Raw genomic sequence first — 25,886 nt, 5'->3', positions numbered from 1 at the left:
CCGGCCGCATTGACAGTGAAAACAACCAAGCGCATGCTTGCCGTCATGGTCGAATCCAGCCTCACCCCCCAGGGCCAGAGCCGGCGCGCCCTGTTACGCGGGGCCGCCGTGGCGGGCGGCGCAATGGTCGCGGGCGCCGCGCTCGGCAGCGCGCCGGCCCGTGCCGAGGTCGAGTACGACGTCGTGGTGGTCGGCGCCGGAGCCGCCGGGATGACCGCGGCGCTGACGGCGGCCAAACGCGGGCTGCGCACCGTCGTGGTGGAGAAGGCCCCGACGTTCGGCGGCTCGGCCGCCCGATCGGGCGCGGGCATCTGGATCCCGTGCAACGAGGTCATCCTCGCCGCCGGAGTCCAGGACACCCCGGCCAAGGCCGCTGCCTACCTGGCCCGCGTCGTCGGCGACACCGTGCCGATCGAGCGGCAGCGGGCCTTCCTGTCGGCCGGGCCGGCGATGATCTCGTTCGTGATGCGCAACAGCCCGCTGCGCTTCCGGTTCATGGAGGGCTACTCCGACTACTATCCGGAGTTCACCGGCGGCATGCCGAACGGGCGCTCCATCGAGCCCGCCCAGCTCGACGGCAACATCCTCGGCGCCGAGCTGGCCCACCTGAACGGCCCGTACATCCAGACCCCCGCGGGCCTGGTGGTCTACAGCGCCGACTACAAGTGGCTGACGCTCGCCGCCGTCAACGCCAAGGGCCTCGAGGTGAGCGCCGCGTGCCTGCTGCGCGGCACCGAGGCCGCGCTGCGCGGCGAGAAGCCGCTGACCATGGGCCAGTCCCTGGCCGCCGGCCTGCGCGCGGGGCTGCTCTCGGCCGGCGTGCCGGTGCTGCTGAACACCCCGCTGCTCGACCTCAAGGTCGAGTCCGGCCGCGTCACCGGCGTCGTCACGCCCGGCGGCCTGGTCAAGGCCAAGCGCGGCGTGATCGTCGGCTCGGGCGGGTTCGAGCACAGCGCGGCCATGCGCACGGAGTTCCAGCGCCAGCCCATCGGCACGAGCTGGACCGTCGGCGCCAAGGAGAACACCGGCGACGGCATCGAGGCCGGCGAGCGGGTCGGCGCCGCCCTGGACCTGATGGACGACGCCTGGTGGGGCCCCGCCATCCCGCTGCCCGGCCAGCCGTACTTCTGCCTGGCCGAACGCACCCTGCCGGGCTGCCTGCTGGTCAACGGCAACGGCGTGCGCTTCGTCAACGAGGGCGCCCCCTACAGCGACGTCGTCCACGTCATGTACGACCGCAACAGCGCGTCCGCGCCGCACATCCCCGCCTGGCTCGTCGTCGACCAGAACTACCGCAACAAGTACCTGTTCCGGGACGTCGCGCCGCTGCTGCCGCTGCCCGACGAATGGTTCGCCGGCGGCGCCGCGTTCAAGGCGTGGACGATCGAGCAGCTGGCCCAGAAGATCGGCGTCCCGCAGGCGGCGCTGCGCGGCACCATCGACCGCTTCAACGGGTTCGCCGCGACAGGCAAGGACCTCGACTTCCACCGCGGCGACAGCGCCTACGACCGCTACTACGCCGACCCGCTGGTCAAGCCGAACCCGTGCCTCGCGCCGCTGTGGCTGCCGCCCTTCTACGCGTTCAAGATCGTCCCAGGGGACCTCGGCACCAAGGGCGGGATGCGCACCGACGCCCGGTCGCGGGTGCTGCGGGCCGACGGGTCGGTCATCCCCGGCCTGTACGCCGCCGGCAACGCCAGCGGAGCCGTCATGGGCCACAGCTACGCCGGCTCCGGCTCGACCATCGGCCCCGCCATGACCTTCGGGTACGTGGCCGCCAACGACATCGCCGACACGCCTTAAAACGATTGCCGTCCCCCGCCGCGGGCCAGCAGCATGGCGGGATGCACTTCTCGATCAACATTCCGAACTTCGGCGACTTCGCCGACCCCAGGACCGTCGCCTCGGTGGCCGTCGCCGCGGAACAGGCGGGCTGGGACGCGCTGTTCGTCTGGGATCACGTCGTCCACGTCAAGAGCAGGCGGCGGGCGTTCGGCGACCCCTGGATGCTGCTGACGGCGGCGGCGCTGGCGACCACCCGGATCAGGCTCGGCACCCTGGTCACCCCGGTCGCCCGGCGCCGGCCGCAGCAGCTGGCCCGCCAGGTCGCCACGCTCGACGCGCTCAGCGGCGGCCGGGTGATCTTCGGCGCGGGCCTGGGCGGGCCGATCGAGGACGAGTACGGCAGCTTCGGCGAGCCCACCGACCCGGTCGTGCTCGCCGAGCTCCTCGACGAGGGCCTGGACCTGCTCGCCCGCTACTGGAGCGGCGAGCCGGTCACCCATCACGGGCGGCACTTCCGGGCCGAGGACGTGACCCTGCTGCCGCCGACCGTGCAACGCCCCCGCCCGCCGGTATGGGTCGCCGGGTTCTGGCCCAACCGCAGGCCGATGCGCCGGGCCGCCCGCTGGGACGGCGCCGTCCCGCTGTTCGGGCCGGGCTCGCACGGATACGGGCCGCCCGTCGACCAGGTGCGGGAGCTGGCCGCGTACGTACGTGAGCAGCGCGAGGACGACGGCCCCTTCGAGCTCGTCGTCGGCGGCGTCAGCCCCACCGGCGCCGCCCAGTCCCGCGACCTGCTCGGCCCGCTCATGGACGCGGGCGCCACCTGGTGGGACGAGCGCCAGCCGATCGACGGCGCCGACCTGGACCGGCTCGCGCCCGTGCTGCGCCGCATCGAGCAGGGCCCGCCCACCGTGGGGTGAATCGAGGAGTGTCTGCGGTCTGCCATGATTCAAACGCAGTTGGTGACCATTGCCCCCTGAGGAGTTCCCCCTTGGACCGCAGACATTTCCTCACCCTGACCGGCGCCGCGGGCCTGGCCGCCGTGGACTTCGCCCGGCCGGCGCTGGCGGCGGGCTACCCGTTCGCCGACGCGGGAGTTCCCGATGAGCTGCATGCCAAGATGGGGGAGCTGGCGCCGTACGGCGTCACCACGGTTGCGTTCACGCCGTCCGGCGGCTGGGTGATCGTCACCCAGGACGGCCGTTATTTCGCCCGCGGCGTGCCCGACGCGTGTTTCGCCGAGCTCGGAAAGATGGTCAAGGCCGGGGCGAAGATCCACTGCGTGGCCTTCCCGCCGGAGGGCGGCGACCGCTGGGTGATCACGAGTGACAAGGGGATGGCGGCGCGCGGCCTGCCCGAGGCGTGCCACCAGCGTGTAAGCGACTCCTACACCGCCGGTCGGCAGGTCGTGCACGTCTCGTTCCCGCCGGCCGGCGGCGACCGCTGGGCGGTGGCCGACACCACGGGCTTCTACGCCCGGGGCGTCGACGACGAGTGCTACCAGATGATGCGCAACCTGACGCAGGGCGGGCGCCGGCTGACCGGCGTCGCCTTCCCCAAGAGCGGCGGATGGGTGGTCGTGGCGCAGGACGAGTTCCACGCGCGCGCCATCGACGACGCCTGCTTCAAGAAGCTGAACGAGCTGGCCGCCGGCGGCTGGCAGCTGCACAACGTCGCCTTCTCCGCGGCCGGCGGCTGGGTGGCGAGCACGCGCGGCAAGGTGCCCGCGCTGCCCGCCGACCGGGTGCGGCAGGTCGAGAACGCGGTGGGCGGCGCGACCATCTGGCAGCGGATGAACGCGTGGAAGACGCCCGGGGTGGCCGTCGCGGTGGTGGTCGGCAACAAGATCGCCTGGTCCACCGGGTACGGCTGGCTGGAGGCCGGCAGCGGCGCCGCCGCGCATCCCGAGACCGCCTTCCAGGCCGCCTCCATCAGCAAGGCCGTGTCCGCGGTCGGCGTCATGCGCCTGGCGCAGACGCTCAAGCTGCCCCTGACCGGCGACATCCGGCCCCACCTGGGCTGGACCCTGCCGCGCCGCGACTGCGTCACCTCGACGGCGGTGCCGACCATCGACCGCGTGCTCACGCACCGGGCCGGCCTCGTCGGCCGCGGCTCCACCTCCCCGGCCGACGCCTGCACCGGCTTCGACACCGGCGGCGGCGGCTTCGCCGGCTACGGCCCCGGCGCGACCGTGCCCTCGCTGCTGCAGGTCATGAACGGCGAGGGCAACTCGCCGAAGATCGAGCTCACCACCGCCCCGGGGGCCGAGTTCCACTACTCCGGCGCCGGGTTCGTGCTGCTGCAGCGGATGGTGGAGCAGAAGAGCGGGCTGTCGCTGGCGTCGTACATGGACAAGGAGGTGTTCGGGCCGCTCGGCATGAAGAACAGCTCCTACGCGCTGTCACCGGGCTTCGAGCTGGCCGCCGGCCACACCGCCACCGGCACGGTGATCTCCGGCAAGCGCAACCGCTACCCGGAGTCGGCCGCCGCCGGCCTCTACACGAACGTCCTCGACCTGTGCCGCCTGGTGTCCTACCTCAACAAGGCGTGGACCGCCTCCGGCGACATCGCCGGGCCGCTCACCAGGGCCTCGGTCCGCACGCTGCTCACCGCGGGGCCCGAGCCCACCATGGGGCGGGGCTTCTTCATCGCCGGCTCCGGAACGAAGAACTTCTCCTACACCCACGACGGCTCCAACTACGGCTTCAAGTCCGTGTTCAAGGGCTATCCGGAGCTCGGCGCCGGATACGCGATCCTGGCCAACGGCAACAACATGGGCCTGGTCAACGAGATCGCCGCCGCGGTCCGCTCGGTCTACGGCTGGGCCTGACGCGGCCTTCAGCGACCCTTGGGGCAAGACGGCTTCGTCTTGACGTTCAAGGTCTCGAGCCGGATCGAACCGTCGGCCGGCAGGGCGATGGCCCGGGCGCCGGGGGTGGTCCCCCAGCAGTCGGGCACCAAGAAGTAGTGCCCGTTGGACTCGAGCAGGAGGCGCAGGCCGGTGTACTGGTAGAGGAACTCCGCATTCGGGTGCTCGAGCTCGTTCTCCGTGATTCCCCAACGCTCCTCCAGATTCAACCGCTGCGGCGCGTAGACCACCACGGCCATCAGTATTTCTTCCGGGTGTTCCAAGATCTGGTTGGCATCCTCCTTCCCCTTTTCCTTCGCGCGGTCGTTCACGTACCACAGCATCGGGAGCAGCGCCAGCGCCACGAGGGCTGTGCGCTGGACGATCCGAGCGGTGGAGGAAATCCCCGGGCCAGAGCGGAGCGTGGTGAACAGGTAAATGCCGTAAAACACCAAGATCGCGCCAAGGCCCGCGAAGAGGGGCTTGAAGAAGAGTGGCTGATCCCAGCGTTTGGGCCAATCAGCTACAGCTGCCACGGCCACCGCGCCGCTGACGACTCCGAGCGTGAGAAGTGCCAGGATGGTCCACCCCAGAGCGGCGCGATGCCAGACGGTGAATCGGATCAGCGCCCCGTGCACAACGGGCGCCACCACGAGCAGCAGGAGGACTACCGTCAGTGGCTCGACGGCCACCATGATGCTACGCATCACGTACTCCTGGAAGGAGAAGCTCAGCATGCTGGGGTTTACCCCGAGTGCCGAGTACATGGCGTTGAGGCGGAGCGTCCCGATGTAGATCAGGAGCGACGTGATGACGGTGGTCGGCGCGACGATCTGGGCGAGGATGCGACCCACACGGACGATGTCCTGACCGGGCCCGTCGCCATCGCCCACATCCGCCACTGGACCCTCCCCCGATCCCTCGCCGACCTCCTCTTACCGCGCCGGACCCCGCCCCACTCCGGAGGGACCCGCCGCTGACCATGAACTGGCGAATCCTTGCCGTCGCAGGTCAGGCGTTGGCCGGGGCCTCCTCCTTGGCGGGCTCGGGCAGGTCCAGGCTGTCGCGGAGCTTGGCCGGCTTGAGGAAGGCCGCGGCGACGAGGCCGACGACGGCGATCGCGGCCGAGATGAGGAAGATGTGGCCGGTGGCGTCGCCGTACGCGGACCTGACGATCACCTTGATCGGCTCGGGCAGCGCGGCGAGGTTGAGGCTGCCGCCCGCCGCCTGCCCGCCCGCCGGGATGCCGGCCTTGGCCAGGCCCTCGGCGATGTTGGACGCCACCCGGTTGGCCAGGACGGCGCCGAGCACCGACACGCCGACGGTGCCGCCGAGCGAGCGGAAGAAGGTGATCGCGCCGCTGGCCGCGCCGATCTCGCGCAGCGGGACGGTGTTCTGGATGACGAGGACGAGGTTCTGCATCGACATGCCCACGCCGACGCCCACGGCCAGCATGTACGCGGAGATCAGCACCATCGAGGTCTGGTGGTCGATCGTGGCCAGCCCGGCGAAGCCCAGCGTCAGGACGACCAGGCCGGCCAGGATGTACGGCTTGGTCCGGCCGCTCCTGGAGACCATCCGGCCGCTGATCGTCGAGGAGAGCAGCACGCCGGCCATCATCGGGATGGTCAGCAGACCCGCGGCGGTCGGGCCGTACCCGCGCCCGATCTGGAAGTACTGGCCCAGGAAGACCGAGCCGCCGAACATCGCCATGCCGACCGCCAGGCTGGCCAGGATGGCCAGCGCGGGGGTGCGCCTGCTGATGACGTGCAGCGGCACGACCGGCTCCGTGACCCGGGACTCGACCCAGGTGGCCAGGGCGAGCAGGAGCACGCCGCCGCCCGCCATGGCCGCGGTCTGCCAGGACAGCCAGTCGAACTCGTTGCCGACGAAGGTGACCCAGATGAGCAGGACGCTGACGCCGGCGGCGATGAGGGTGGCTCCCCAGTAGTCGATGCTCACGTCCGAGCGCCGCACGGTCGCCACACGCAGGGTCTTGGTCAGCAGCGCGAAGGCGACGACGGTGAACGGCACGGCGATGAAGAAGCACCAGCGCCAGCCCAGCCAGGAGGTGTCGGAGATGAGGCCGCCGAGCAGCGGGCCGCCGACGGTGGCCACGGCCATGACCGCGCCGAGGTAGCCGTTGTAGCGGCCGCGCTCCTTGGGAGTGATCATCGCGGCGATGATCACCTGCGTGAGGATCTGCAGGGCGCCCATGCCCAGGCCCTGGATCGCGCGGAAGGCGATGAGCTGCCCGGTGTTCTGGGCGAAGCCGCAGGCCAGCGAGCTGACCATGAAGATCACGATGGAGATCTGCAGGAGCAGCTTCTTGTTGAACAGGTCGGCCAGCTTGCCCCAGATGGGGGTGGAGGCGGTCGAGGCCAGCAGGGAGGCCGTGACCACCCACGTGTACTGCGACTGGCTGCCGTCGAGCGCGCCGATGATCTGGGGGAGCGCGACCGAGACGACCGTGCCGCTGATCATCGCGACGAAGAGGACGAGCAACAGGCCGCTGAGGGCCTCCAGAACCTGGCGGTGGGCCATCGGCTCCGCCGCCGGCGACGGCGCCGCCGTCTGTGCGCTCATGCGCGAACCTCCAAATGAGTACGTGGGACCGGGACACCATACATGCTCAATGGGAAACTTTGCCCACTGGGCATCTATTCCCGCCGGGTAAGCTTGCCTGCGTCATGGACAGCACAATGGGGTTGCGCGAGCGCAAGAAGGCCGAGACCCGCAGAGCGGTGCACGAGGCCACGCTGCGGCTGGCGATCGAGCACGGCCTGGACAACGTCACGGTCGAGGCCATCGCCGACGCCGCCAACATCTCGCGCCGGACGTTCTCCAACTACTTCGACGGCAAGGAGGAGGCGCTGCTCTACGGCGACGAGCAGCGCCTGCTCGAACTGGTGCGGCGGGTGCGCGAGCAGCCGCCCGAGCTGTCGGCGTGGCGGGCGCTGCGCAGCGCGCTCGACATCTTCGAGGTCGAGACCGTCGCCCCCGACCGGGAGTGGCAGGTGCGCACGAGGCTGGTCATGCGCCACCCCTCGCTGCTGGCCAGGCAGCTGGCCAGCCGGATGCGCCTGGAGCGGGAGCTGGACGCGGCGGTGGCCGGGCGCGAGCAGGCCGGGGGCGTCGGTCCCGAGGTGATCGCCGCCGCCTTCCTGGTCGCGATGCGCATCGCGACGCAGAAGTGGCTCGACGACGAGACCCGGACGATGCGGGAGATCACGGAAGAGGTGCTGGACCAGATGGCTCAGCCGTTCGCCTGATCATGGGGCCGGGGAAGGGGCCGGCCCTCGTCTAGCCAGCTAACTCACTAGTACGTACATTAGGAGGCGTCCAACGCACCTGTCCCATCCGCCGGAGAGGAAGAACTGATGGCCTCGTTCCTGACCGGGCTGGTCGGCTCGGGCATCGGCCCCTCGCTCAGCCCGCCGCTGCACGAGCGGGAGGCCGTCCACCACGGGCTGCACTACGTCTACCGCCTGCTCGACACCGACGTGCTCGGGCTCGACGTGGGAGAGCTGGTACGCACCGCGCGCCGCTTCGGCTACGACGGGCTCAACATCACCCACCCGTGCAAGCAGAGCGTCATCCCGCACCTGGACGACCTGTCGCCGGACGCCCGCATGCTCGGCGCCGTCAACACCGTCGTGTTCGACGGCGAGCGCGCCATCGGGCACAACACGGACTGGACGGGGTTCGCCGAATCGTTCGCCCGCGGCCTGCCCGACGCGCCCACCCGCCGGATCGTGCAGCTCGGCGCGGGCGGCGCGGGGGCGGCGGTCGGGCACGCGCTGCTCACCCTGGGCGCCGACCGGGTCACGATCGTCGACGCCGACCCCGGCCGGGCGGTGCGGCTGGCGGCGGAGCTGAGCTCCCGGTTCGGCGCCGGCCGGGCCGGCGCCGCCACCCAGGACGAGCTGCCCGGACTGCTCGCCGAGGCGGACGGGCTGGCGCACGCCACACCCACCGGCATGGCCCACCACCCGGGGCTGCCGCTGCCCGCGGCGCTGCTGCGCCCCGGCCTGTGGGTGGCCGACATCGTGTACCGGCCGCTGGAGACGGAGCTGCTCAAGCAGGCCCGCGCGGCGGGCTGCCGGACGCTGGACGGCGGCGGCATGGTCGTCTTCCAGGCCGCGCACGCCTTCCGCCTGTTCACCGGCCGCGAACCCGACACCGAGCGCATGCTCGCCCACCTGACCGACCTGGTGACCGTCTGAGGAGAAGTCATGCGCAAGTCCATCGCCACCGTGTCGGTGAGCGGCACGCTGACCGAGAAGCTGGACGCCATCGCCGCCGCCGGGTTCGACGGCGTGGAGATCTTCGAGAACGACCTGCTGGTCTGCCCGCTGCCGCCCGAGGAGATCCGGGCCCGCGCCGCGGACCTGGGGCTCTCCATCGACCTCTACCAGCCCTTCCGCGACTTCGAGGCCGTGCCCGCCGACCTGCTGGCCCGCAACCTGCGCCGCGCCGAGCACAAGTTCCGGACCATGGAGCGGCTGGGCGCCGACCTGCTGCTGGTCTGCTCCAACGTCTCGCCCGAGGCGATCGGCGACGACGAGCTGGCCGCCTCCCAGCTGCGGCTGCTCGCCGAACGGGCGGCCGAGCACGGGATCCGCATCGCCTACGAGGCGCTGGCCTGGGGCCGGCACGTCAACGAGTATCTCCACGCCTGGCGCCTGGTGCGCATGGCCGACCACCCGAATCTGGGCACCTGCCTGGACAGCTTCCACATCCTGTCGCGCGGCTCCGACCCGATCGGCATCGAGGCGATCCCCGGCGAGAAGATCTTCTTCCTCCAGCTCGCCGACGCGCCGCTGCTGGCCATGGACGTGCTGCAGTGGAGCCGCCACCACCGTTGCTTCCCCGGCCAGGGCAACTTCGACGTGGCGGGGCTGGTGCGGCACGTCCTCGACGCCGGATATACCGGCCCGCTCTCGCTGGAGGTCTTCAACGACCACTTCCGCCAGGCCGGCACCGCCCGCACGGCCCGCGACGGCATGCGCTCGCTCATCGCCCTGGAGGACACCCTGTACGGGGCCGCGCATCCGGCCGTCCCCACCGGGTTCGCCTTCGCGGAGCTGGCCGCCCCTGAAGCGCTCGGCGGAGTGCTGAGCGCGCTCGGCTTCCAACGTACCGGGACGCATCCCACCAAACCCGTCGAGCTGTGGGAGCAGGGCGGCGCGCGGCTGCTGCTGAACGCCGCAGGCGGGGACCCTGCGCTGGTCGCCATCGGGCTGGACAGCCCCGACCCCGGCGCGGCGGTCAAGCACGCCGAGTCGCTGCTGTCGCCGGTCCTGCCGCGCGAGCGCGCGCCCAGGGAGGCGCGCCTGGACGCCGTCGCCGCCCCCGACGGCACCGAGATCTTCTTCTGCGACACGGCCTGGCTCGACGACTTCGACCCCGCGAGGCCGCTCTCTGGGCCGGTCGCCGGGGAGATCACCCGCATCGACCACGTGGCCCTCACCCAGCCGTTCCACTATTTCGACGAGGCTGAGCTGTTCTACCGCACCGTGCTCGGCCTGCGGCCCCAGGAGAGCCTGGAGCTGCCCGACCCGTACGGGCTGCTGCGCAGCAAGGCGATGTCGGCCGCCGAGGGCGCGGTCCGGATGGTCATCAACCTCACTCAGGTCGGCGCACGGGACCTGGCGTGGCAGCACGTCGCGCTCGCCTGCGACGACGTCGTGGCCGTCGCCCGCCGCCTGCGGGCCGAGCATCCGGAGCTGCTGCTGCCCATCCCCGCCAACTACTACGACGACCTGGAGGCCCGCCACGACAACGTCGACCCCGAGCTCAGGGAGCTGGGCGTGCTGTACGACCGGGACGCCCACGGCGAGTTCCTGCACCTGTACACCGTCACCGTGGGCCGCGTCTTCTTCGAGCTCGTCCAGCGCACGGGCGGCTACGAGGGGTACGGCGCCGGGAACGCCCCGATCCGGCTCTCCGTGCAGCACGCCGGACCTCACTAAGTTGACCTCCTCCCCCTTGTAAACGAGGGTGGTCCAACCGTCGCCGGTCGGTCTTCCTGCTTCACCGCCGGTCGCCCGCCCGAGAGGACTCTCGTTGAGGTCTTACACCAGCTCCACAGGCGTTTCAGCTCTCCGCCAGCCCGGCGGCGAGCACATTCTTCGCACCGTTGACGTCCCGGTCGTGGACCGCGCCGCAACCGCAGGTCCATTCCCGGACGTTCAACGGCAGCGCCTCTTGCAGGGCCCCGCAGGCTGAGCACAGCTTGGAGGAGGGGAACCAGCGGTCCACCGCCACCAGCGTGCGCCCGTACCAGGCGGCCTTGTACTCCAGCATCATCCGCAGGTCGCGCCAGGCCGCATCCGAGATGGCGCGGGCCAGCGAGCGGTTCTTGACCATGTTGCGAACCGTCAGGTCCTCCACGGCGATCACTTGATTCTCGCGAACAAGCCGTGTGGTGACCTTGTGCAGATGATCCCGGCGCCGGTCGGCGATCCGGGCGTACACCTTGCCCACGCGCAGCCGGGCCTTGGCCCGGTTGTTCGATCCCTTCTCCTTACGGGCCAGCGATCGCTGAGCCCGGGCCAGCCTGCGCCGGTCGGCACGCTCGTGACGCGGGTTGACGATCTTCTCGCCGGTCGACAGCGTGGCCAGCGCCGTGATGCCCGCGTCCACGCCCACCGACGCCTCGACCGGCGCCAGCGGCGAGATCTTCTCCTCGACCAGGATGGACACGAACCATCGCCCGGCCGCATCCCGGGAGACCGTGACCGTGGACGGCTCGGCCCCCTCGGGCAGCGGACGCGACCACACGATGTCCAACGGCCCGTCCATCTTCGCCAGAGTGAGCCGGCCATCCCGCCAGCGGAAGGCCGAGCGGGTGTACTCCGCGCTCGCGCGTGCCTTCTTCCTGCTCTTGAACGTCGGGTACTTGGCCCTGCGCGCGAAGAAGTTCGCGAACCCGGCTTGGAGGTGGCGCAGCGCCTGCTGCAACGGCACCGACGACACCTCACCCAGGAACGCCAGCTCGGGCGTCTTCTTCCACGCCGTCAGCGCCGCGGAGGACTCCACATAGGAGACCCGCCTGCCTTCCAGGATATAGGCACGGGTCCGCTCTTCCAGAGCCTTGTTGTAGACCAGACGCACACAGCCGAACGTCCGGGCAAGCTCGCCGGCCTGCTCAGGGGTCGGGTAGAAGCGGTACTTGTAGGCCCGCTTCACCAACTGCGCCACACCTCATATTCTGACAGAATGATCAGTTGACTGCTGCTCGGTTGCAGTAGATGACGGCGGTCCGCCCGGCGGCGAATCGCCTGCTCCTGCCCTGCTCCGCAGGAGTCCGATTCATTCCCCGCCTGAAGGCGGGGGTCTCCTCGGAGGTACCAGATGACCACGCAACCCGTCGCCTCCGAACGCCAGCGGGACGCCGAGCGCACCAAGGCGGAGATCCTCAAGGTCGCCCAGCAGGAGTTCGCCCGGCACGGGTACGCGGGCGCGCGCGTGGACGAGATCGCCGAGCGCATGCGCACGACCAAGCGCATGATCTACTACTACTTCGGCAGCAAGGAGCGCCTCTACATCGCGGTCCTGGAGAAGGCCTACACCGAGGTCCGGGCGATGGAGCGGACGATCGACGTCGAGCACCTGGCCCCGGTGGAGGCGATCCGCACCCTGGCGGAGCTGACCTTCGACCACCACGACCTGCACCGCGACTTCATCAAGCTCGTCGCCATCGAGAACGTCCACCAGGCCGAGCACATCCGCAAGTCCGAGGTGCTGGCCAACCTCGGCACGCCCGTGCTCGACGTCATCTCGCGCATCCTGGACGCGGGGCAGGCTTCGGGCGAGTTCGTGACCGACGCCGACGCGATCGACGTGCACATGATGATCAGCTCGTTCTGCTTCTTCCGGGTGGCCAACCAGCACACGTTCGGCGCGCTGTTCGGGCGCGACATGACGGCGCCGGAGCACCGCGACCGGCTGCGCCGGATGGTGGGCGAGATGGTCGTCGCCTACCTCCGCGGCCCTGCCTGATCACTGGGCCTGATCACTGGGCCTGATTACAGGGCCTGATTACAGGGCCTGATTACAGGGCCTGATTACAGGGCCTGTCAGGTAACCGATTGGCAACATCCTTGTAATGTACGAACCGGTGAGTTAGTTTCCTGCCACTGCGCTATGCCATTCCCCCGTGAGGAGCATAATCGTGACGGTGCAGGGCAAACCTCGCAAAGCGGCTATAGCTGCATGGATCGGTAGTGCCTTGGAGTACTACGACTTCTTCATCTACGGCACCGCGGCCGCGCTCGTCTTCAGCAAGATCTTCTTTCCGTCCAGCTCGCCCGCCACGGGTACGCTCCTGGCTCTGGCCACCTTCGGCGTCGGCTATCTGGCCAGGCCGGTCGGCGCGTTCGTGCTCGGGCACGTGGGCGACAAGTTCGGCCGCAAGAAGGTCCTGGTCACCACGCTGGTCATGATGGGCGCCTCGACGTTCCTGGTGGGCTGCCTGCCCACCTACGACCAGGTCGGCGTGCTCGCCCCGGTCCTGCTCGTGGTCCTGCGCCTGCTGCAGGGCTTCTCCGTCTCCGGCGAGCAGGCCGGCGCCAACTCGATGACGCTCGAACACGCCCCCGACAACCGCCGGGCCTACTACACCAGCTTCACGCTCAACGGCACCCAGGCCGGGCAGATCATCGCCACCGCGATCTTCCTGCCGATCGCCGCGCTGCCCGAGGACCAGCTGCTGAGCTGGGGCTGGCGGGTGCCGTTCTGGCTGAGCATCGGGGTGGCCGCCGTCGGGCTGGTCATCCGCCGCACGCTGGAGGAGACGCCCGCCTTCGAGCAGGAGGTCGCCACCAACAACGTGGCCAGGATGCCGCTGGCCGTGCTCTTCCGCGAGCAGCGGGGGGACGTGCTGCGCGTGGTCGTGGCCGCGGTCATCGCCTCGGTGAGCACGATCTTCACCGTCCACGCGCTGTCGTACGCCGTCAACACCATGCACCTGGAACGCGGCCCCATGCTGTGGGTCGGCGTGCTGGCCAACGTCGCCGCGGTGATCACGATCCCGCTGTGGGGACGGCTGTCGGACCGGATCGGCCGCAAGCCGGTCTTCATCGGCGGCTCGCTGGGCTGCGCGGCGCTGATGTTCGCCTACCTGTGGTCGATCTCCATCGGCAGCTACCCCCTGATCTTCGTCGTGGGCATCCTGATGTTCGGCATCGTGCACAGCGCCACCAGCGGCGTCTGGCCGTCGTTCTACGGTGAGATGTTCACCACCCGGGTCCGCCTGTCGGGCATGGCGATCGGCACCCAGATCGGCTTCGCGATCGCCGGCTTCGCGCCGACCGTGGCCACGGCGCTGGCAGGCACCGGCCAGGGCAGCTGGCTGGGCGTGTCGGTCATCACCGCCGTCGTGTGCCTGGTCAACGTGGCCGCCGTGGCCACCGCCCGGGAGACCTACCGCGTCCCCACCGAGCAGCTCGGGCTCAAGGAACCGGTGCGGGTGTGACCGGTTTCCGCGTGTACGCCCTGCGCTACGCCGAGCGCGACGCCCGGCGTGGCGAGCACTTCCACGGCTACGACACCCGGGGAGCCGAGCCGCACCCCACCGCGTACTACGTCTGGCTGGCCGTCAACGACGAGCACACCGTCGTCATCGACACCGGCATCGGCCGGGCGCGCGCCGAACGGGCCGCGGGGCTGCGCTACCTGGCCTCGCCGGTGGAGGCGCTGGCCCGGCTGGGCGTGGCGGCGGACGCCGTCGATCACGTGGTGCTGACCCACCTGCACTACGACCACACCGGCACCGCAGCCGAGTTCACCTCCGCCCGCTACGTCCTGCAGCAAGCCGAACTGGACTACTGGACGGGACCCTGGGCCGAGCGCGTCACGGGGGAGCGCTGGCTGCTGAACGACGACGACCTCGCCCACCTCCAGGCCGCCCGCCGGGACGGCCGCGTGTCCCTGCTCGACGGCGACGCGACCGTGGTGCCCGGGCTGAGCGCGCACCTGGTCGGCGGCCACACGGCGGGCATGCAGGTGGTGCGCGTGCGCACCGCCCGCGGGCACGTCGTGCTGGCCTCCGACGCGAGCCACTTCTACGAGAACATCGAGGGCGACCGGCCGTTCCCGATCCTGCACAGCATGACCGGCATGTACGGCGCCTTCGACCGGATCAACGAGCTGGCCGACGGGCCCCACCTGGTGGTCGCCGGCCACGACCCGGAGGTGCTCAAGCGCTTCCCCCTGCTGGAGCCGGACATCGCGGAGATCGCAGGCTGACCCGCCCCCCGGCCGCAGGGTGCCGCCGGGGGGTCACAGGCCGAGGTAGATGCGCCGGACCTGGGGGTCGTCGCGGAGCTCGGCCGAGGTGCCGGTGGCGGCGATCTCGCCGTTCTCCATCACCAGGCAGGTCGTGGTGACGTCGAAGGTGAGCTTGGCGTTCTGCTCGACGAGCAGGATGGCCAGGCCGTCGGCGTTGAGCCGCTTGAGCACGGCGGCGATCTCGGCGACGAGGATCGGCGACAGCCCCATCGAGGGCTCGTCCAGCAGCATCACCTTGGGGCGGCACATCAGCGCCCGTCCGACGGCCAGCATCTGCTGCTGGCCCCCGGACAGGGCCCCCGCCAGGCGGTGGCGCATCTCGCGCAGCACCGGGAAGACCTCGTACACCTCGTCGATGGGCGTGCGCTTCCAGCTCTGCGTGTAGGCCCCGAGCAGGAGGTTCTTCTCGACGCTCAGGCCGGGGAATACGTGCCGGCCCTCGGGGACGTAGCCGATGCCGTGCCGCACCAGGGTGTGCGCGGGCGTGCGCAGCAGGTCGTGCCCGCCGAAGCGGATCGCGCCGGCCTGCCGGGGCGCCAGGCCCATGACGGCCTTGAGCGTGGAGGTCTTGCCCGCGCCGTTGGCGCCGATGATCCCCAGCGACTGGCCGGGTTCGACGGTGAAGGAGACGTCGTGGGCGGCCCGTACGCCGCCGTAGTGGACGGAGAGGTTCTCGACGGTGAGCGTGCTCAACGGGTGGCCTCCTCGGCGGTGGGGGCGGTCATCGAGTCGCCGAGGTAGGCGGCCACGACGTCGGGGTGCACGGCCACCTCGGCCGGCGGGCCGTCCGCGATGACGCGGCCGCCCGACAGCACGGTGACCTGCTCGCACAGCGACATGACCAGGCCCATGTTGTGCTCGATGATCACGACGGTCACGCCGGAGTCCCTGATGGAGCGGACGATCTCGCCGAGCCGGCGCACCTCCTCACCATTCATCCCGGCGGCGGGCTCGTCCAGCAGGAGCAGGCCGGGCCGCATGGCCATGGCGCGGGCCAGCTCGATGCGCCGCTGGATCCCGTACGGCAGCGAGCGCGGCTCGGCGTCGGCGACCTCGCCCAGCCCGAACCGCTCGATGAGGTCCCCGGCCCGCTCGCGCAGCTCCCGCTCGTAGCCCAGCACCTTCCAGGGCAGGCTCGGGTAGCGCCAGATCCACGTGGTGGGAGTGCGGTCCAGGCCGACGAGCAGGTTCTCGCGCACGCTGAGGTCCTCGAACAGGCGCAGGTTCTGGAAGGTCCTGGCCACGCCGCGGTGCGACAGCCGGTACGGCGCCGCCCCCGTCACGTCGCGCCCGCGCAGCCGCACCGACCCCTGGGTGGGCGTGTAGAAGCCGCTGATGACGTTGAACAGCGTGGTCTTGCCCGAGCCGTTGGGCCCCACGATGCCGCGGATCTGCCCGGCGGGCACGGTGAGCGACACCCCGTCGAGCGCGACCAGGCCCTTGAACCGCTTGGTCACGTCCCGGACCTCCAGCACGTCGCCGTCCGAAGGGGCGGGCGCGGCGGCCTCGTACGGCCGGAAGGGGCCGAGCTGGGCACGCGAGCCGTCGCGGCGGCGCCGTAGGAGCTGGCGGGGCAGCCCGGCCAGGCCCTTGGGCGCGAACACCACCACGAGCACGACCACGAGGCCGTAACCGAGCTGGGCGTAGGCGGAGGCGTCCAGCAGCGCCTCCCTGACCAGGGAGAGCGCGACGGCGCCGACGACGCAGCCCAGGACGCTGCTCCGGCCGCCGATGATCACCATGGCGAGCAGGAGGAACATGTTGGCGATGTTGAACGACTCGGGAGCGACGAAACGGATGAGCCCGGCGTACAGGACGCCCGCGACGCCGCCGTACAGGCCGGACAGCACGAAGGCGGTCATGCGCAGCAGCGGGATCTCCGCGCCCAGCGCGCCCGCCGCGAGGTCGTCGTCGCGCATGGCGCGGAGTCTGCGGCCCAGCGGGGAGTGGGCGACCAGCAGGGCGAAGGCCAGGACGAGCGCGAAGACGATCAGCTCGACGTAGTAGAAGAGGTAGCCGCTGGACAGGTCGAGGCCGAACATCGGCGGTACCGGCACATCGCTGATGCCCTCGGCGCGGCCCGCGACGGTGGCATTGGTGACCCAGTTGGTGAAGGCCAGGGCCAGGCCGAGCGTCACGATGCCCAGGTAGTGCGACTGCATGCGCAGCGCGGGCACCCCCACGAGCGCGCCGAAGACCGCGGCGGCCACCACCGCCAGGACCGCGGCGGTCCAGAAGCCGAAGCCGGCCTGCGTGGTGAGGATGGCCACGGTGTAGGCGCCGACGCCGAAGAAGGCGACCTGGGCCAGGTTGATCTGCCCGGCCACGCCCATGGTCAGGCCGAGGCCGACGGCCAGGATCGCGAAGATGATCGCCACGTCGGCGACGTGCATCGAGTAGCCGCCGAGGCCGTAGGGGAGCAGCCAGGCGGCCACGGCGACGGGGACGAGCCAGGCCAGACGTCTCATGCGCGGTTCACCGTGGCCTCTCCGAAGATGCCGGTCGGGCGGATCATGACCACGGCGGCGAACACCAGGAACGTCACCAGCTCCGAGTACTCCTGGAAGTTGCCCGCGGCGAACGCGTCGAGCAGCCCGAAGGCCAGCCCGCCGACGATCGCCCCCGGCATGCTGCCGAAGCCGCCCAGCATGGCGGCCGCGAAGCCCTTGATGCCCAGGGTGCCGCCCATGGTCGGGTTGACGTACAGCATGGGCCCGACCAGGCTGCCCGCCAGCGCCGCCAGGCCCGCGCCGATGGCGAAGGCCATGGCGTTGCTGCGCCCGACGTGGATGCCGACCGCGGTGGCGGCCTGGTGGTCCATGGCGACCGCCTGCATGGCCGCGCCGCGCTTGGTGCGCTGCAGGAACAGCGCCAGCAGCCCGGTCGCCGCCGCCGCGACCGCGATCACGAGCACGTTGTACGTGGGGATGCGGACGCCGGCCAGGTCGATCGGCTCGGTGGCGACGGGGGAGGGCACCGCGTGGCCGGTGGCCCCCCAGACGAGGACCGCCCCCGCCTCCAGGACGGCGCCGAAGCCGATCGTGCCGATCAGCATCAGCGTGAAGTCCTTGTTCTCCAGGGGGCGCAGGAAGCGCTCGATCACCAGGCCGATGAGTCCGGTGACCGCGATGGCCACGACGATCGCGACGGCGAAGGGGAGCCGGCTGGCCAGGTAGAACGTGGAGGCGGCGTACGCGCCGATCATGACGACGCTGCCGTGGGCGAAGTTGACCAGCCCCATGGTGCGGTAGACGATCGAGAACCCCATCGCCACCAGCGCGTACACCGCTCCGAACGTGACCCCGCCGATCAGGGTCTGGAGGAATACCTGCACGTCAGCTCGCGGCCTCGGGCACGACCTTGCCGTCCTTGACCAGGCCGATCTTGGTGGTGTGGATGCCGACGCCGTTGGCGTCGTAGTCGTAGTCGCCCAGCAGCCCGGCGCGCTTGACGCCGCGGATGGCGTCGGCCAGCTTCTGCCCGCCCTCGCCCTTGGTCTGCTTGAGCGCCTCGATGAGGATCGACGCGCCGTCGTACGCCTTGGCGACGTGCATCCGGGCCTCCTCGTTATAGGCGGCCTTGTACTTGGCGGCGAACGCCTTGATGGCGTCGCTGGCGTCGTTGCTCAGGTAGGGCGAGCTGACGATCGAGCCCTCGGCGTTCTTCAGCCCGGCCGTGGTGGCGTACACGTCGGTGCCCATCGGGGCGCCGCCGGCGAAGACGGCCTTGAGCCCCAGCTCGCGGGCCTGCTTGGCGATCAGCCCCGACTGGACCTCCTCGGCGCCGATGAACAGCACCTCCGGGTCCTTCTCGCGGATCTTGGCGAGGTTGGCGTTGAAGTCCTTCTGGTCGGGGGTGACGACCTCGTCGGCCAGCGGGGTGACGCTCCTGGTCTTGAGGGCGTTGAGGAAGGCGTCGTGCTCGCCGCTGCCGTAGGCGCCGTTGTTGCTGATCAGCGCGATCTTCTTCTGCCCCTTCTCGTCGACCAGGTATTTGGCGAGCGTCTCGTCGAAGGTGACGCTGGTCGGCGCGTTGAGAAAGAGGAACGGGCTCTTCAGCTCGGCGAGCTTGGGCGACTGGCCCGAGGTGATGTTCGGGATCTTGGCGTCTTTGAGGATGGGCGCCATGGCCAGGGTGACCGCGCTCTCGGCGGTGCCGAGCATGGCGACGTAGCCCTCGCCGGCGATCTTCCTGGCCAGGTTGGTGCCCACGGTCGGGTCGCCCTGGCTGTCGAACAGGTCGAGCTGGATCTGCCGCCCGTCGACGCCGCCGGCCTTGTTGGCCTCGTCGATGGCCAGCTTCACGCCTTTGTGCTCCCACTGGCCGAGCGAGCTGAGCTGCCCGCTCTGGGCGTCGACGTTCGCGATCTTGATGGGTCCGGTGGCGCCGGCGCCTGACTGGTTCGACTGTCCGGGCGGGGCACAGGCGGCGAGCAGGATGAACGCGGCCGCGACGATCGGAAATCTCACGATTCACCTCTGGGGGTAGGTGAGAGAGTTAATTCACGGACTAGTACGTTCGTTATAGCGCCGCACGGAAGCGGAGGAAATATCGAACGCGCAACGGTTTCAGTCGGAGAACATCCCCTGATAGATGTCCTTGATGTTCCAGTGGCCGGGTGTCGGCACCGGTTCGTTCACCATCGGGACGTCGATGACCGCGGGACGCCGGTTCGCGACGGCCGCGCGCAGGGCCGCGCCGAGCTCGGCGGGCGTGGTGACGGTGTGGCCGTCGGCGCCGCACGCGACGGCGAGCGCGGCGAAGTCCGGGCTGTAGGGCCGCCCGGCCGGGTCGGTGAAGTCGCAGCCGTGGCTGCGGCCGAAGTGGGCCGCCTGCAGGTCCGAGATGGTCCCGTGCGACCTGTTGTTCATCACCACGAAGATCACGGGGGCGCCCTGCTCGACCGCGAGCGGCACGGCGGGCAGCTGCGCGCTCATGCCGCCGTCGCCGATGAGCGCGACCACCGTCCGCTCCGGCCGGGCCAGCTGCACGCCCACGGCCGCGGCCGGGCCGAACCCCATGGTGGAGGCGCCGCCGGGGGTGATGAACCGCCCCTGCGGCGGCAGCTCGTAGCACTGGGCGACGCCGTTCTTGTTCCAGCCCACGTCGGTGACCAGCACGGCGTCGGCGGGGATCGCCTCGCGCAGGTCCGCCAGGATGCGCTCGGGCCGCAGCGGGAAGTCCTCGCTCCGGCCGCGCTCCCTGCTCGCGGTGAACAGCCCGGACCTGGCCTCGCGGATCTGCTCCCTCAGCTCCGGCCTGTCGGCCGGGGGATGGGCCTTGGCGGCCTCGGCCAGCGCCCTGACCGCGAGCCCCACGTCGGCGACCGCGCCGATCGCCACCGGGTAGTTGCGGCCGAGCTCGGCCGGGTCGATGTCGATCTGGATCAGCGTGCTGCCGGCGGAGAAGTCCCAGGTGAAGCGGGGGTCCCAGGAGCTGGCGTCGGTCTCGGCGAAGCGGGTGGCCAGGGCGAGCACGACGTCGGCCTCCCTGGCGTACGCGTTCGTCAGCTCCAGCCCCCAGAATCCGGGCATGCCCAGCACGAGCGGGTGGGCGTCGGGCACGGTGCCCTTGGCCATGAGCGAGTGCGCGATGGGGAGGTCCAGATGCTCGGCCAGCGCGATCAGCGCGTCGGCATCCTCACGCAGGCCGCCGCCGACGTAGACGAGCGGTCGCTCGGCCGCCGCCAGGGTCGCGGCGATCAGCTCGGCGCCGGCCTCGGGCAGGTCGGGCGGCGCCGCGTGGCTGATCGGCGGGTACGGCGTCGCGGGCCGGGAGAAGACGTCCATCGGCACGTTGACGAGCGTGGCGCCCGGCCGTCCCGACAACGCCGTCCAGAAGGCCCGCTCCACGGCCCGGCCCAGGTCCTGGGCGCGGTGCACGTTCCAGGCCCGCTTGACGAAGGGGCGGAAGACCGACGCCTGGTCGCCGTCGGCGTGCAGGTTGATCTCCTGGTGCGGGTGGCGGCCCCGGTAGTAGGAGGGGATGTCGCCGGAGATCACGATGAGGGGCACGGAGTCGAGCGCGGCGGTCATGACGCCGGTGGCGGCGTTGGTCAGGCCGGGCCCCACGTGCACGAGCAGCACGCCGGGCTTGCCGCCGGCGCGGGCGTAGCCGTCGGCGGCGTGCGCGGCGGCCTGCTCGTGGCGGGCGATGACGAAGCGGATGGGACTGTCGGCCAGCGCGTCGAGCACCGCGATGTTGGTGTGCCCGCAGGTGCCGAAGACGTACTCGACGCCCAGCTCCTCCAGTTGCGCGACGAGCGCGTGGGCGGCGGTGGTCATTGATCTCCCCAGATCGTCAGCCCCTTGAGCATGAGGGTCTTGGTCACGGTGAAGTCCTCGATCATCCAGCGGGGCGACTCGCGGCCGATGCCGGAGTCCTTCACGCCGCCGAACGGGACGTGGTCGAGGCGGAAGTTGGAGGAGCCGTTGACGATCAGGCCGCCGACCTCCAGCTCCCGCCAGGCGGTGAGGATGCGGCGCACGTCGTGGGTGAAGATCCCGGCCTGAAGGCCGTACGAGCTGCGGTTGCACTCCTCGATCACCTCGTCGAAGCCGTCGTACGGGAGCACGGCCACCAGCGCGCCGAACACCTCCTCCCTGACCACCCGCGCGTCGCGGGGCGGCGCGACCACGACGGTGGGCGCCATCACCGCCCCGTCGCGGCTGCCGCCCGCGGTGATGCGGGCGCCCGCCCCGGCGGCCTCGGCGCTCCAGCGGACCACGCGCTCGGCCGCGGCGTCGTCCACCATCGAGCCCACGTCGGTCGCCGGGTCGAGGGGGTCGCCCACGGCCAGGGCCTTCACCTCGCCGGTCAGGGCGTCGGCGAAGGCCTCGAAGCGGGAGCGCTGGACGTAGACGCGCTGCACCGAGATGCAGCTCTGGCCGGAGTTGCTGTAGCCGGTGCGGGCGCAGACCCGGGCCGCCTCGGCGACGTCGGCGTCCTCGCACACGATGGTCGCGGCGTTGCCGCCGAGTTCGAGCAGCACCCGCTTCGGCCCGGCGGCGTGGGCGACGGCGTGCCCGGCCGCGACGCCGCCGGTGAAGCTCACCACGGCGATCTCCGGCGCCGCGCACAGCCGCGCGCCCACCTCGCCGCCGCCGTGCAGGACCTGTACGGCCTCGACCGGCATGCCGGCGTCGAGCAGCAACTCGACCAGCGCCGTGGAGACGGCCGGGGCCTGCGGCGGCGGCTTGACGATGGTGGTGTTGCCGGCGGCGAAGGAGGCGGCGAGCTTGTGGGCCAGCAGGTTCGCGGGCGCGTTGAACGGCGTGATCGCCAGCACCGGGCCCGCCGGGGCGCGCTGGGTGAGGGCGGTGTTGCCGACCCCGCGCGCCCAGCCCGCCACCGGCAGCACCTCGCCGCCGATCCGCCTGGCCTCGGCCGCCGCGACGGACAGCGTGTCGGCCACCCGCAGCACCTCGCCGCGCCCGTCCTTGAGCGGTTTGCCCAGTTCGAGCGCCAGGAGGCGAGCGAACTCCTCGCCGCGCTCGCTGATCGCGGCGGCGGCGCGCTCCAGGATGTCCGCGCGGGTGGCCGGGGCCAGCCGCGCGATCGTCCTGGCCGACCGCTGGGCGTAGCCGAGAGCTGTGGTGACGTCGTCGGCCTGCGCCGTTCTGGCCCGGCTGACGACCTGGCGGGCGTAGGGGCCGACGCGCTCGGCCCGCGGTCCTTCGGTGAGCCACTGGCCGGCGACCAGGCAGCCGGTGTCGTGGATTGCGTTCATGGCGGCTCCATGGATCCGCTAAGCGGTTCTCATGAACCGCACTGTGGATGGCCTCACGGTATGAGGACGGTACGGGTTCTGGCAAGACCCTGAACCACATAGCGGATCATATGGACCATCAAGCGGACCGGATGTTAGCCTGCGGACCGCATGAGAAGGTGGGCAGCAGGTTCACCTTCTACCCACAAGTGAGGACCCGTGCCTTCGAACCTTCCCGCAGAGTCCGGTGAGAGCGGCGGCGTGCGCAGCGTCCAGCGGGCGTTCGACATCCTGTCGCTGCTCACCGAGGAGCGGCGGACGCTGACCATCCGCGAGGTCGTCGAGGAGACGGGGCTGGCCAAGACGACGGCGCTGCGGCTGCTGCAGACCCTGGAGCACATGGGGCTGCTGTGGAGCACGCCGAAGGGCTACGCGGCCGGCCCCGCCCTGTGGCGGTGGGCGCACCTGGCCCGCACGGCGTGGGAGCTGCCGCCGGAGACCGTCCAGCTCATGCGCGAGCTCGGCGCGCGGCAGCGGGAGACCGTCAACCTGTACGTGCTGCGCGACGTCCACCGCGTCTGCATCGCCCAGCAGGAGAGCCCGCAGCCGCTGCGCCACGTCGTACGGGTCGGCGACGAGCTGCCGCTGTGGGCGGGGGCCTCCTCGAAGATCCTGCTCAAGGACGCCCCCGAGCGGCTGCTGTCCCGAGTCGCCCGCTCCTCCCCGTACGGCGAGTCCCACACGGCCACCCTGCGGGAGTGGATCGACCAGGCGGCGCGCGACGGCTACGCGGTCAGCCACGGCGAGCGCGAGCCCGGCCTGTCGGCGGTCGCCGTGCCCGTGACGAGCGGCTCGGGGGCGACCGTGGCGGCGCTGACGCTCAGCGGCCCGACGGTGCGCTTCGGCGACGACCGCGTCGCGGAGTTCGCCGCGGACCTGCGGGAGGTGGCCAAGCGCATGTCCGAACGCGGCTTCGACCACCCCCTCGCCTGAGCGCCGTCAGTAGACGACGATCTTGCCGGTGTTCTGCGGGAAGATCGCGTCGTTGTAGAAGTACTCGCCCGCCGTGTCGAACGTGTGGGTGAAGGACTGGCCGGGCATCAGCACGCCGCTGTCGAACTCGTACTCGAAGAACGACACGGCGGCGTGCGCGGACTTGTTGTCGGCCGGGTTGGCGAAGGTGACCGTCGTGCCCTTCGGCACCCGCAGGTGCTGGGGTGACATGGCGTTCTGGGCGACGGTGTTCTCGGTCGCGCCGGGCCGCTGGTTCGCGGCGTCCCAGATCCGGCCGAGCGTGACGGTGATGTCGGCGACGGCCGCCGCCCTGATGTCGTTGCGTTTCCTGGGCGGCGTGGGCGTGACCGCCGGGGCCACCTTGCCGCCCAGCTTGAACGCCCAAAGGTGGTCCCCGCGGGGGATGTCCGGATAAGGCAGCCCGTTGCCGCCGGCCAGGACCGCGAGATACTGCTCGCCGTCGATCTCGTAGCTGATCGGGCTGGTGTGCACGCCGGCGCCGCACTGGAAGCTCCACAGGATCCGGCCGTCGGTGTCGTCCATGGCGTGCAGCAGCCCGTCCGGCCCGCCCTGGAACATCACCCGGCCGCCGGTGGTCAGGATGCCGTTGCCGTGCGCCAGGGACCACTCGCGCTCGAGGGTCCACACCGGCTCGTTGGTGCGCGGGTCCACGGCCGCGATGCCGCCCGCGAAGTACTCGCCCAGCGGGCGCGAGGTGTTGACCCGGCCGTCGTGGGTGTTGGAGAAGCCGGAGTTGATCAGCCCGTACCCGACGTAGATCCAGCCCGTGTGCGGGTTGTACGACAGGTGCGCCCAGTCCGCGCCGCCGCCCGCGCCCGGGAAGATGATCGTGGCCCGGTCCCAGTGCGGCGTGTAGAGGCCGCCCCAGGCGTAGAACGGCACCGGCCTGGTCGCCTTGCCGAACTCGGGCGCCTGCGTGATGAACGGCTCGCCGCCGGGGAAGGGCTGCGTCGGCGCGGTCTTCTGCCGGGGGTCCTGCGGCACGGGGCGTTCCTCCACGCCGTGCAGCGGCTCGCCGCTCTCCCGGTCGAGGATGTAGAACATGCCGGCCTTGCTGCCGTAGACGACGGCCCTGCGCAGTCTGCCCTTGACCTTGATGTCCACGAGCACGGGCGCCATGACGTTGTCCAGGTCCCAGATGTCGTGGTGCACCGACTGGAAGTGCCACCTGCGCTTGCCGGTCTTGGCCTCGATGGCCACGATCGAGTTGGCGAACAGGTTGTCGCCGCCCCGGCCGGAGCCGTCCAGGCGCGGGTAGGAGCCGCCGAACGTCCAGTAGACCAGGCCCAGCTCCGGGTCGACGGCCGGGTGGATCCACGGCACCGCGCCGCCGGTCTTCCAGGACTCGCCCTCCCAGGTGTCGTTGCCGAACTGGCCCTCGCCGGGGCACGCCCAGAAGGTCCAGGCGACCTCGCCGGTGGCGGCCGTGAGCGCGTAGGCCCGGCCGCGCGCGCCGCCGGTGCTGCCCTGCATGCCGACGTAGATCAGGCCGTCGTGGTAGACGACGGCGCCGGCCAGGGTGCCGGTCAGGCCGCCGCACTGGCCGTTCTGCGGGTCGCAGCCGCCGGTGTCGCCGCCGCCCTCGTCGTCGGTGATGAGCCGGCGCTGCCAGACGACCTGGCCGGTGTCCTTCTTCAAGGCATAGACGATGTTGGCGCCCGAGGTGGAGAAGACCAGGCCCTCGCCGAGGGCGACGCCGCGCATGTTGGTCTGCCTGGTGCCGAGGCTGGTCTTCCACTTGATCGCGCCGGTCCGGCCGTCCACGGCGAAGACGTTCTGCTGCGTGGTCTGCACGTACAGGACGCCGTTCTCGACGACGCAGGTGCTCTGCTGGTGCGCCGCGGTGCTGCCGCCCTCGAGGTTGACGTGCCAGGCGCCGCCCAGGCGGCTCAGGTTCCTGGCGGTGATCTGCTTGAGCGGGGAGTGGTTGTGGTTGCCCAGGTTGCCGCAGACCTTGGGGAAGTCCTTGCCGGCGACGCCGAGGGAGGCGGGCTGGCGTTCCGTGGCGGCCGTGGCGGGTTCCGCGACCGTGGCGGCGGTGGTCAGCGTCGCGGCCGCGCCGATGAGGAAGTTACGTCGTTCCACTGGTACCACACACCTTCAGCGGTCCGCTACATGGACCTATTGATCCATATGACGGACGCACCATAAGCCTCGGCCGAACGTGAAGGCAAGAGCTTGTTCTCGTGCCGGGCCGTGGTTACGCTCGAACCT

At 70.9% G+C, this 25,886-nt stretch carries 20 protein-coding genes; 10 read left to right on the top strand and 10 right to left on the bottom strand.

Annotated elements, in window-relative coordinates; genetic code table 11:
* The first annotated feature begins 45 nt into the window (after window positions 1–45).
* From kstD to AB0J87_RS24335, 3 genes are all read left to right on the top strand, one after another.
* Window positions 46–1,803 (top strand): 3-oxosteroid 1-dehydrogenase, encoded by a 1,758-nt coding sequence (gene kstD / locus AB0J87_RS24345; protein ID WP_363968540.1) that lies wholly within the window; start codon window positions 46–48, stop codon window positions 1,801–1,803.
* 41 nt (window positions 1,804–1,844) lie between these two features.
* A complete protein-coding gene (locus AB0J87_RS24340; RefSeq protein WP_350734380.1) occupies window positions 1,845–2,705 on the top strand; it encodes an LLM class flavin-dependent oxidoreductase in 861 nt (286 codons plus the stop codon).
* 71 nt (window positions 2,706–2,776) lie between these two features.
* Entirely contained in the window at window positions 2,777–4,615 is a 1,839-nt protein-coding gene (locus tag AB0J87_RS24335; RefSeq protein ID WP_363968538.1) for a serine hydrolase domain-containing protein, read from the top strand.
* An 8-nt stretch (window positions 4,616–4,623) separates the two neighbouring features.
* Here AB0J87_RS24335 and AB0J87_RS24330 read toward each other — a convergent pair whose 3' ends face one another.
* Window positions 4,624–5,535 carry a hypothetical protein gene (locus tag AB0J87_RS24330; protein WP_363968536.1) on the bottom strand — a complete coding sequence of 304 codons (912 nt, stop codon included), beginning with the start codon at window positions 5,533–5,535 and terminating at the stop codon, window positions 4,624–4,626.
* Between the two features lie 109 nt (window positions 5,536–5,644).
* Complete coding sequence (locus tag AB0J87_RS24325; RefSeq protein ID WP_363969037.1) at window positions 5,645–7,177, bottom strand: MDR family MFS transporter; 1,533 nt, start codon at window positions 7,175–7,177, stop codon at window positions 5,645–5,647.
* A gap of 146 nt (window positions 7,178–7,323) precedes the next feature.
* On the opposite strand from AB0J87_RS24325, the gene AB0J87_RS24320 reads away from it, so the two are divergent.
* From AB0J87_RS24320 to AB0J87_RS24310, 3 genes are all read left to right on the top strand, one after another.
* On the top strand, window positions 7,324–7,905 hold the full coding sequence (locus AB0J87_RS24320) for a TetR family transcriptional regulator (RefSeq protein WP_350734384.1): 582 nt from the start codon (window positions 7,324–7,326) through the stop codon (window positions 7,903–7,905).
* Between the two features lie 108 nt (window positions 7,906–8,013).
* The gene (locus tag AB0J87_RS24315; RefSeq protein ID WP_350734385.1) at window positions 8,014–8,859 is read left to right on the top strand and encodes a shikimate dehydrogenase; all 846 of its coding nucleotides are present in this window, start codon (window positions 8,014–8,016) and stop codon (window positions 8,857–8,859) included.
* Window positions 8,860–8,868: 9 nt separating this feature from the next.
* Window positions 8,869–10,608: a TIM barrel protein gene (locus AB0J87_RS24310; protein WP_363968533.1), complete on the top strand. Its 1,740-nt coding sequence runs from the start codon at window positions 8,869–8,871 to the stop codon at window positions 10,606–10,608.
* Window positions 10,609–10,732: 124 nt separating this feature from the next.
* Here AB0J87_RS24310 and AB0J87_RS24305 read toward each other — a convergent pair whose 3' ends face one another.
* On the bottom strand, window positions 10,733–11,839 hold the full coding sequence (locus AB0J87_RS24305; RefSeq protein ID WP_363968531.1) for an RNA-guided endonuclease TnpB family protein: 1,107 nt from the start codon (window positions 11,837–11,839) through the stop codon (window positions 10,733–10,735).
* Window positions 11,840–11,992: 153 nt separating this feature from the next.
* Between AB0J87_RS24305 and AB0J87_RS24300 the strand changes: the two genes are divergently transcribed.
* The 3 genes from AB0J87_RS24300 (at window position 11,993) to AB0J87_RS24290 (ending at window position 14,887) form a co-directional block, all read left to right on the top strand.
* On the top strand, window positions 11,993–12,640 hold the full coding sequence (locus AB0J87_RS24300; protein ID WP_363968530.1) for a TetR/AcrR family transcriptional regulator: 648 nt from the start codon (window positions 11,993–11,995) through the stop codon (window positions 12,638–12,640).
* A gap of 229 nt (window positions 12,641–12,869) precedes the next feature.
* Window positions 12,870–14,114 (top strand): MFS transporter, encoded by a 1,245-nt coding sequence (locus tag AB0J87_RS24295; protein WP_363968528.1) that lies wholly within the window; start codon window positions 12,870–12,872, stop codon window positions 14,112–14,114.
* Entirely contained in the window at window positions 14,111–14,887 is a 777-nt protein-coding gene (locus AB0J87_RS24290; RefSeq protein WP_363968526.1) for an N-acyl homoserine lactonase family protein, read from the top strand. Before AB0J87_RS24295 ends, AB0J87_RS24290 begins: the two co-directional genes overlap by 4 nt.
* A 33-nt stretch (window positions 14,888–14,920) precedes the next feature.
* Here the strand turns inward: AB0J87_RS24290 and AB0J87_RS24285 are convergent, their stop codons facing one another.
* From AB0J87_RS24285 to AB0J87_RS24260, 6 genes are all read right to left on the bottom strand, one after another.
* Window positions 14,921–15,622, bottom strand: a complete 702-nt coding sequence (locus AB0J87_RS24285) for an ABC transporter ATP-binding protein (RefSeq protein WP_363968524.1) — start codon at window positions 15,620–15,622, stop codon at window positions 14,921–14,923.
* Window positions 15,619–17,397, bottom strand: coding sequence for a branched-chain amino acid ABC transporter ATP-binding protein/permease (locus AB0J87_RS24280; protein ID WP_363968522.1), 1,779 nt, complete (start codon window positions 17,395–17,397; stop codon window positions 15,619–15,621). The genes AB0J87_RS24285 and AB0J87_RS24280 overlap by 4 nt, the downstream gene beginning before the upstream one ends.
* Complete coding sequence (locus AB0J87_RS24275; protein ID WP_350734399.1) at window positions 17,394–18,263, bottom strand: branched-chain amino acid ABC transporter permease; 870 nt, start codon at window positions 18,261–18,263, stop codon at window positions 17,394–17,396. The genes AB0J87_RS24280 and AB0J87_RS24275 overlap by 4 nt, the downstream gene beginning before the upstream one ends.
* A 1-nt stretch (window position 18,264) precedes the next feature.
* Entirely contained in the window at window positions 18,265–19,398 is a 1,134-nt protein-coding gene (locus AB0J87_RS24270; RefSeq protein WP_363968520.1) for an ABC transporter substrate-binding protein, read from the bottom strand.
* 99 nt (window positions 19,399–19,497) lie between these two features.
* Entirely contained in the window at window positions 19,498–21,213 is a 1,716-nt protein-coding gene (locus AB0J87_RS24265) for a thiamine pyrophosphate-binding protein (RefSeq protein WP_363968518.1), read from the bottom strand.
* Entirely contained in the window at window positions 21,210–22,658 is a 1,449-nt protein-coding gene (locus AB0J87_RS24260; protein ID WP_363968516.1) for an aldehyde dehydrogenase family protein, read from the bottom strand. The genes AB0J87_RS24265 and AB0J87_RS24260 overlap by 4 nt, the downstream gene beginning before the upstream one ends.
* A 198-nt stretch (window positions 22,659–22,856) precedes the next feature.
* Here AB0J87_RS24260 and AB0J87_RS24255 point away from each other — a divergent pair, with 198 nt between their 5' ends.
* Complete coding sequence (locus tag AB0J87_RS24255; RefSeq protein WP_363968514.1) at window positions 22,857–23,630, top strand: IclR family transcriptional regulator; 774 nt, start codon at window positions 22,857–22,859, stop codon at window positions 23,628–23,630.
* 6 nt (window positions 23,631–23,636) lie between these two features.
* Here AB0J87_RS24255 and AB0J87_RS24250 read toward each other — a convergent pair whose 3' ends face one another.
* Window positions 23,637–25,757, bottom strand: a complete 2,121-nt coding sequence (locus tag AB0J87_RS24250; protein ID WP_363968512.1) for a PQQ-binding-like beta-propeller repeat protein — start codon at window positions 25,755–25,757, stop codon at window positions 23,637–23,639.
* Window positions 25,758–25,886 lie beyond the last annotated feature (129 nt).

Origin of the sequence: Nonomuraea sp. NPDC049625 (assembly GCF_040675285.1) — a bacterium.
GTDB classification, from domain to species: domain Bacteria; phylum Actinomycetota; class Actinomycetes; order Streptosporangiales; family Streptosporangiaceae; genus Nonomuraea; species Nonomuraea angiospora_A.
This window is presented reverse-complemented; position numbering and strand designations above follow the sequence as displayed.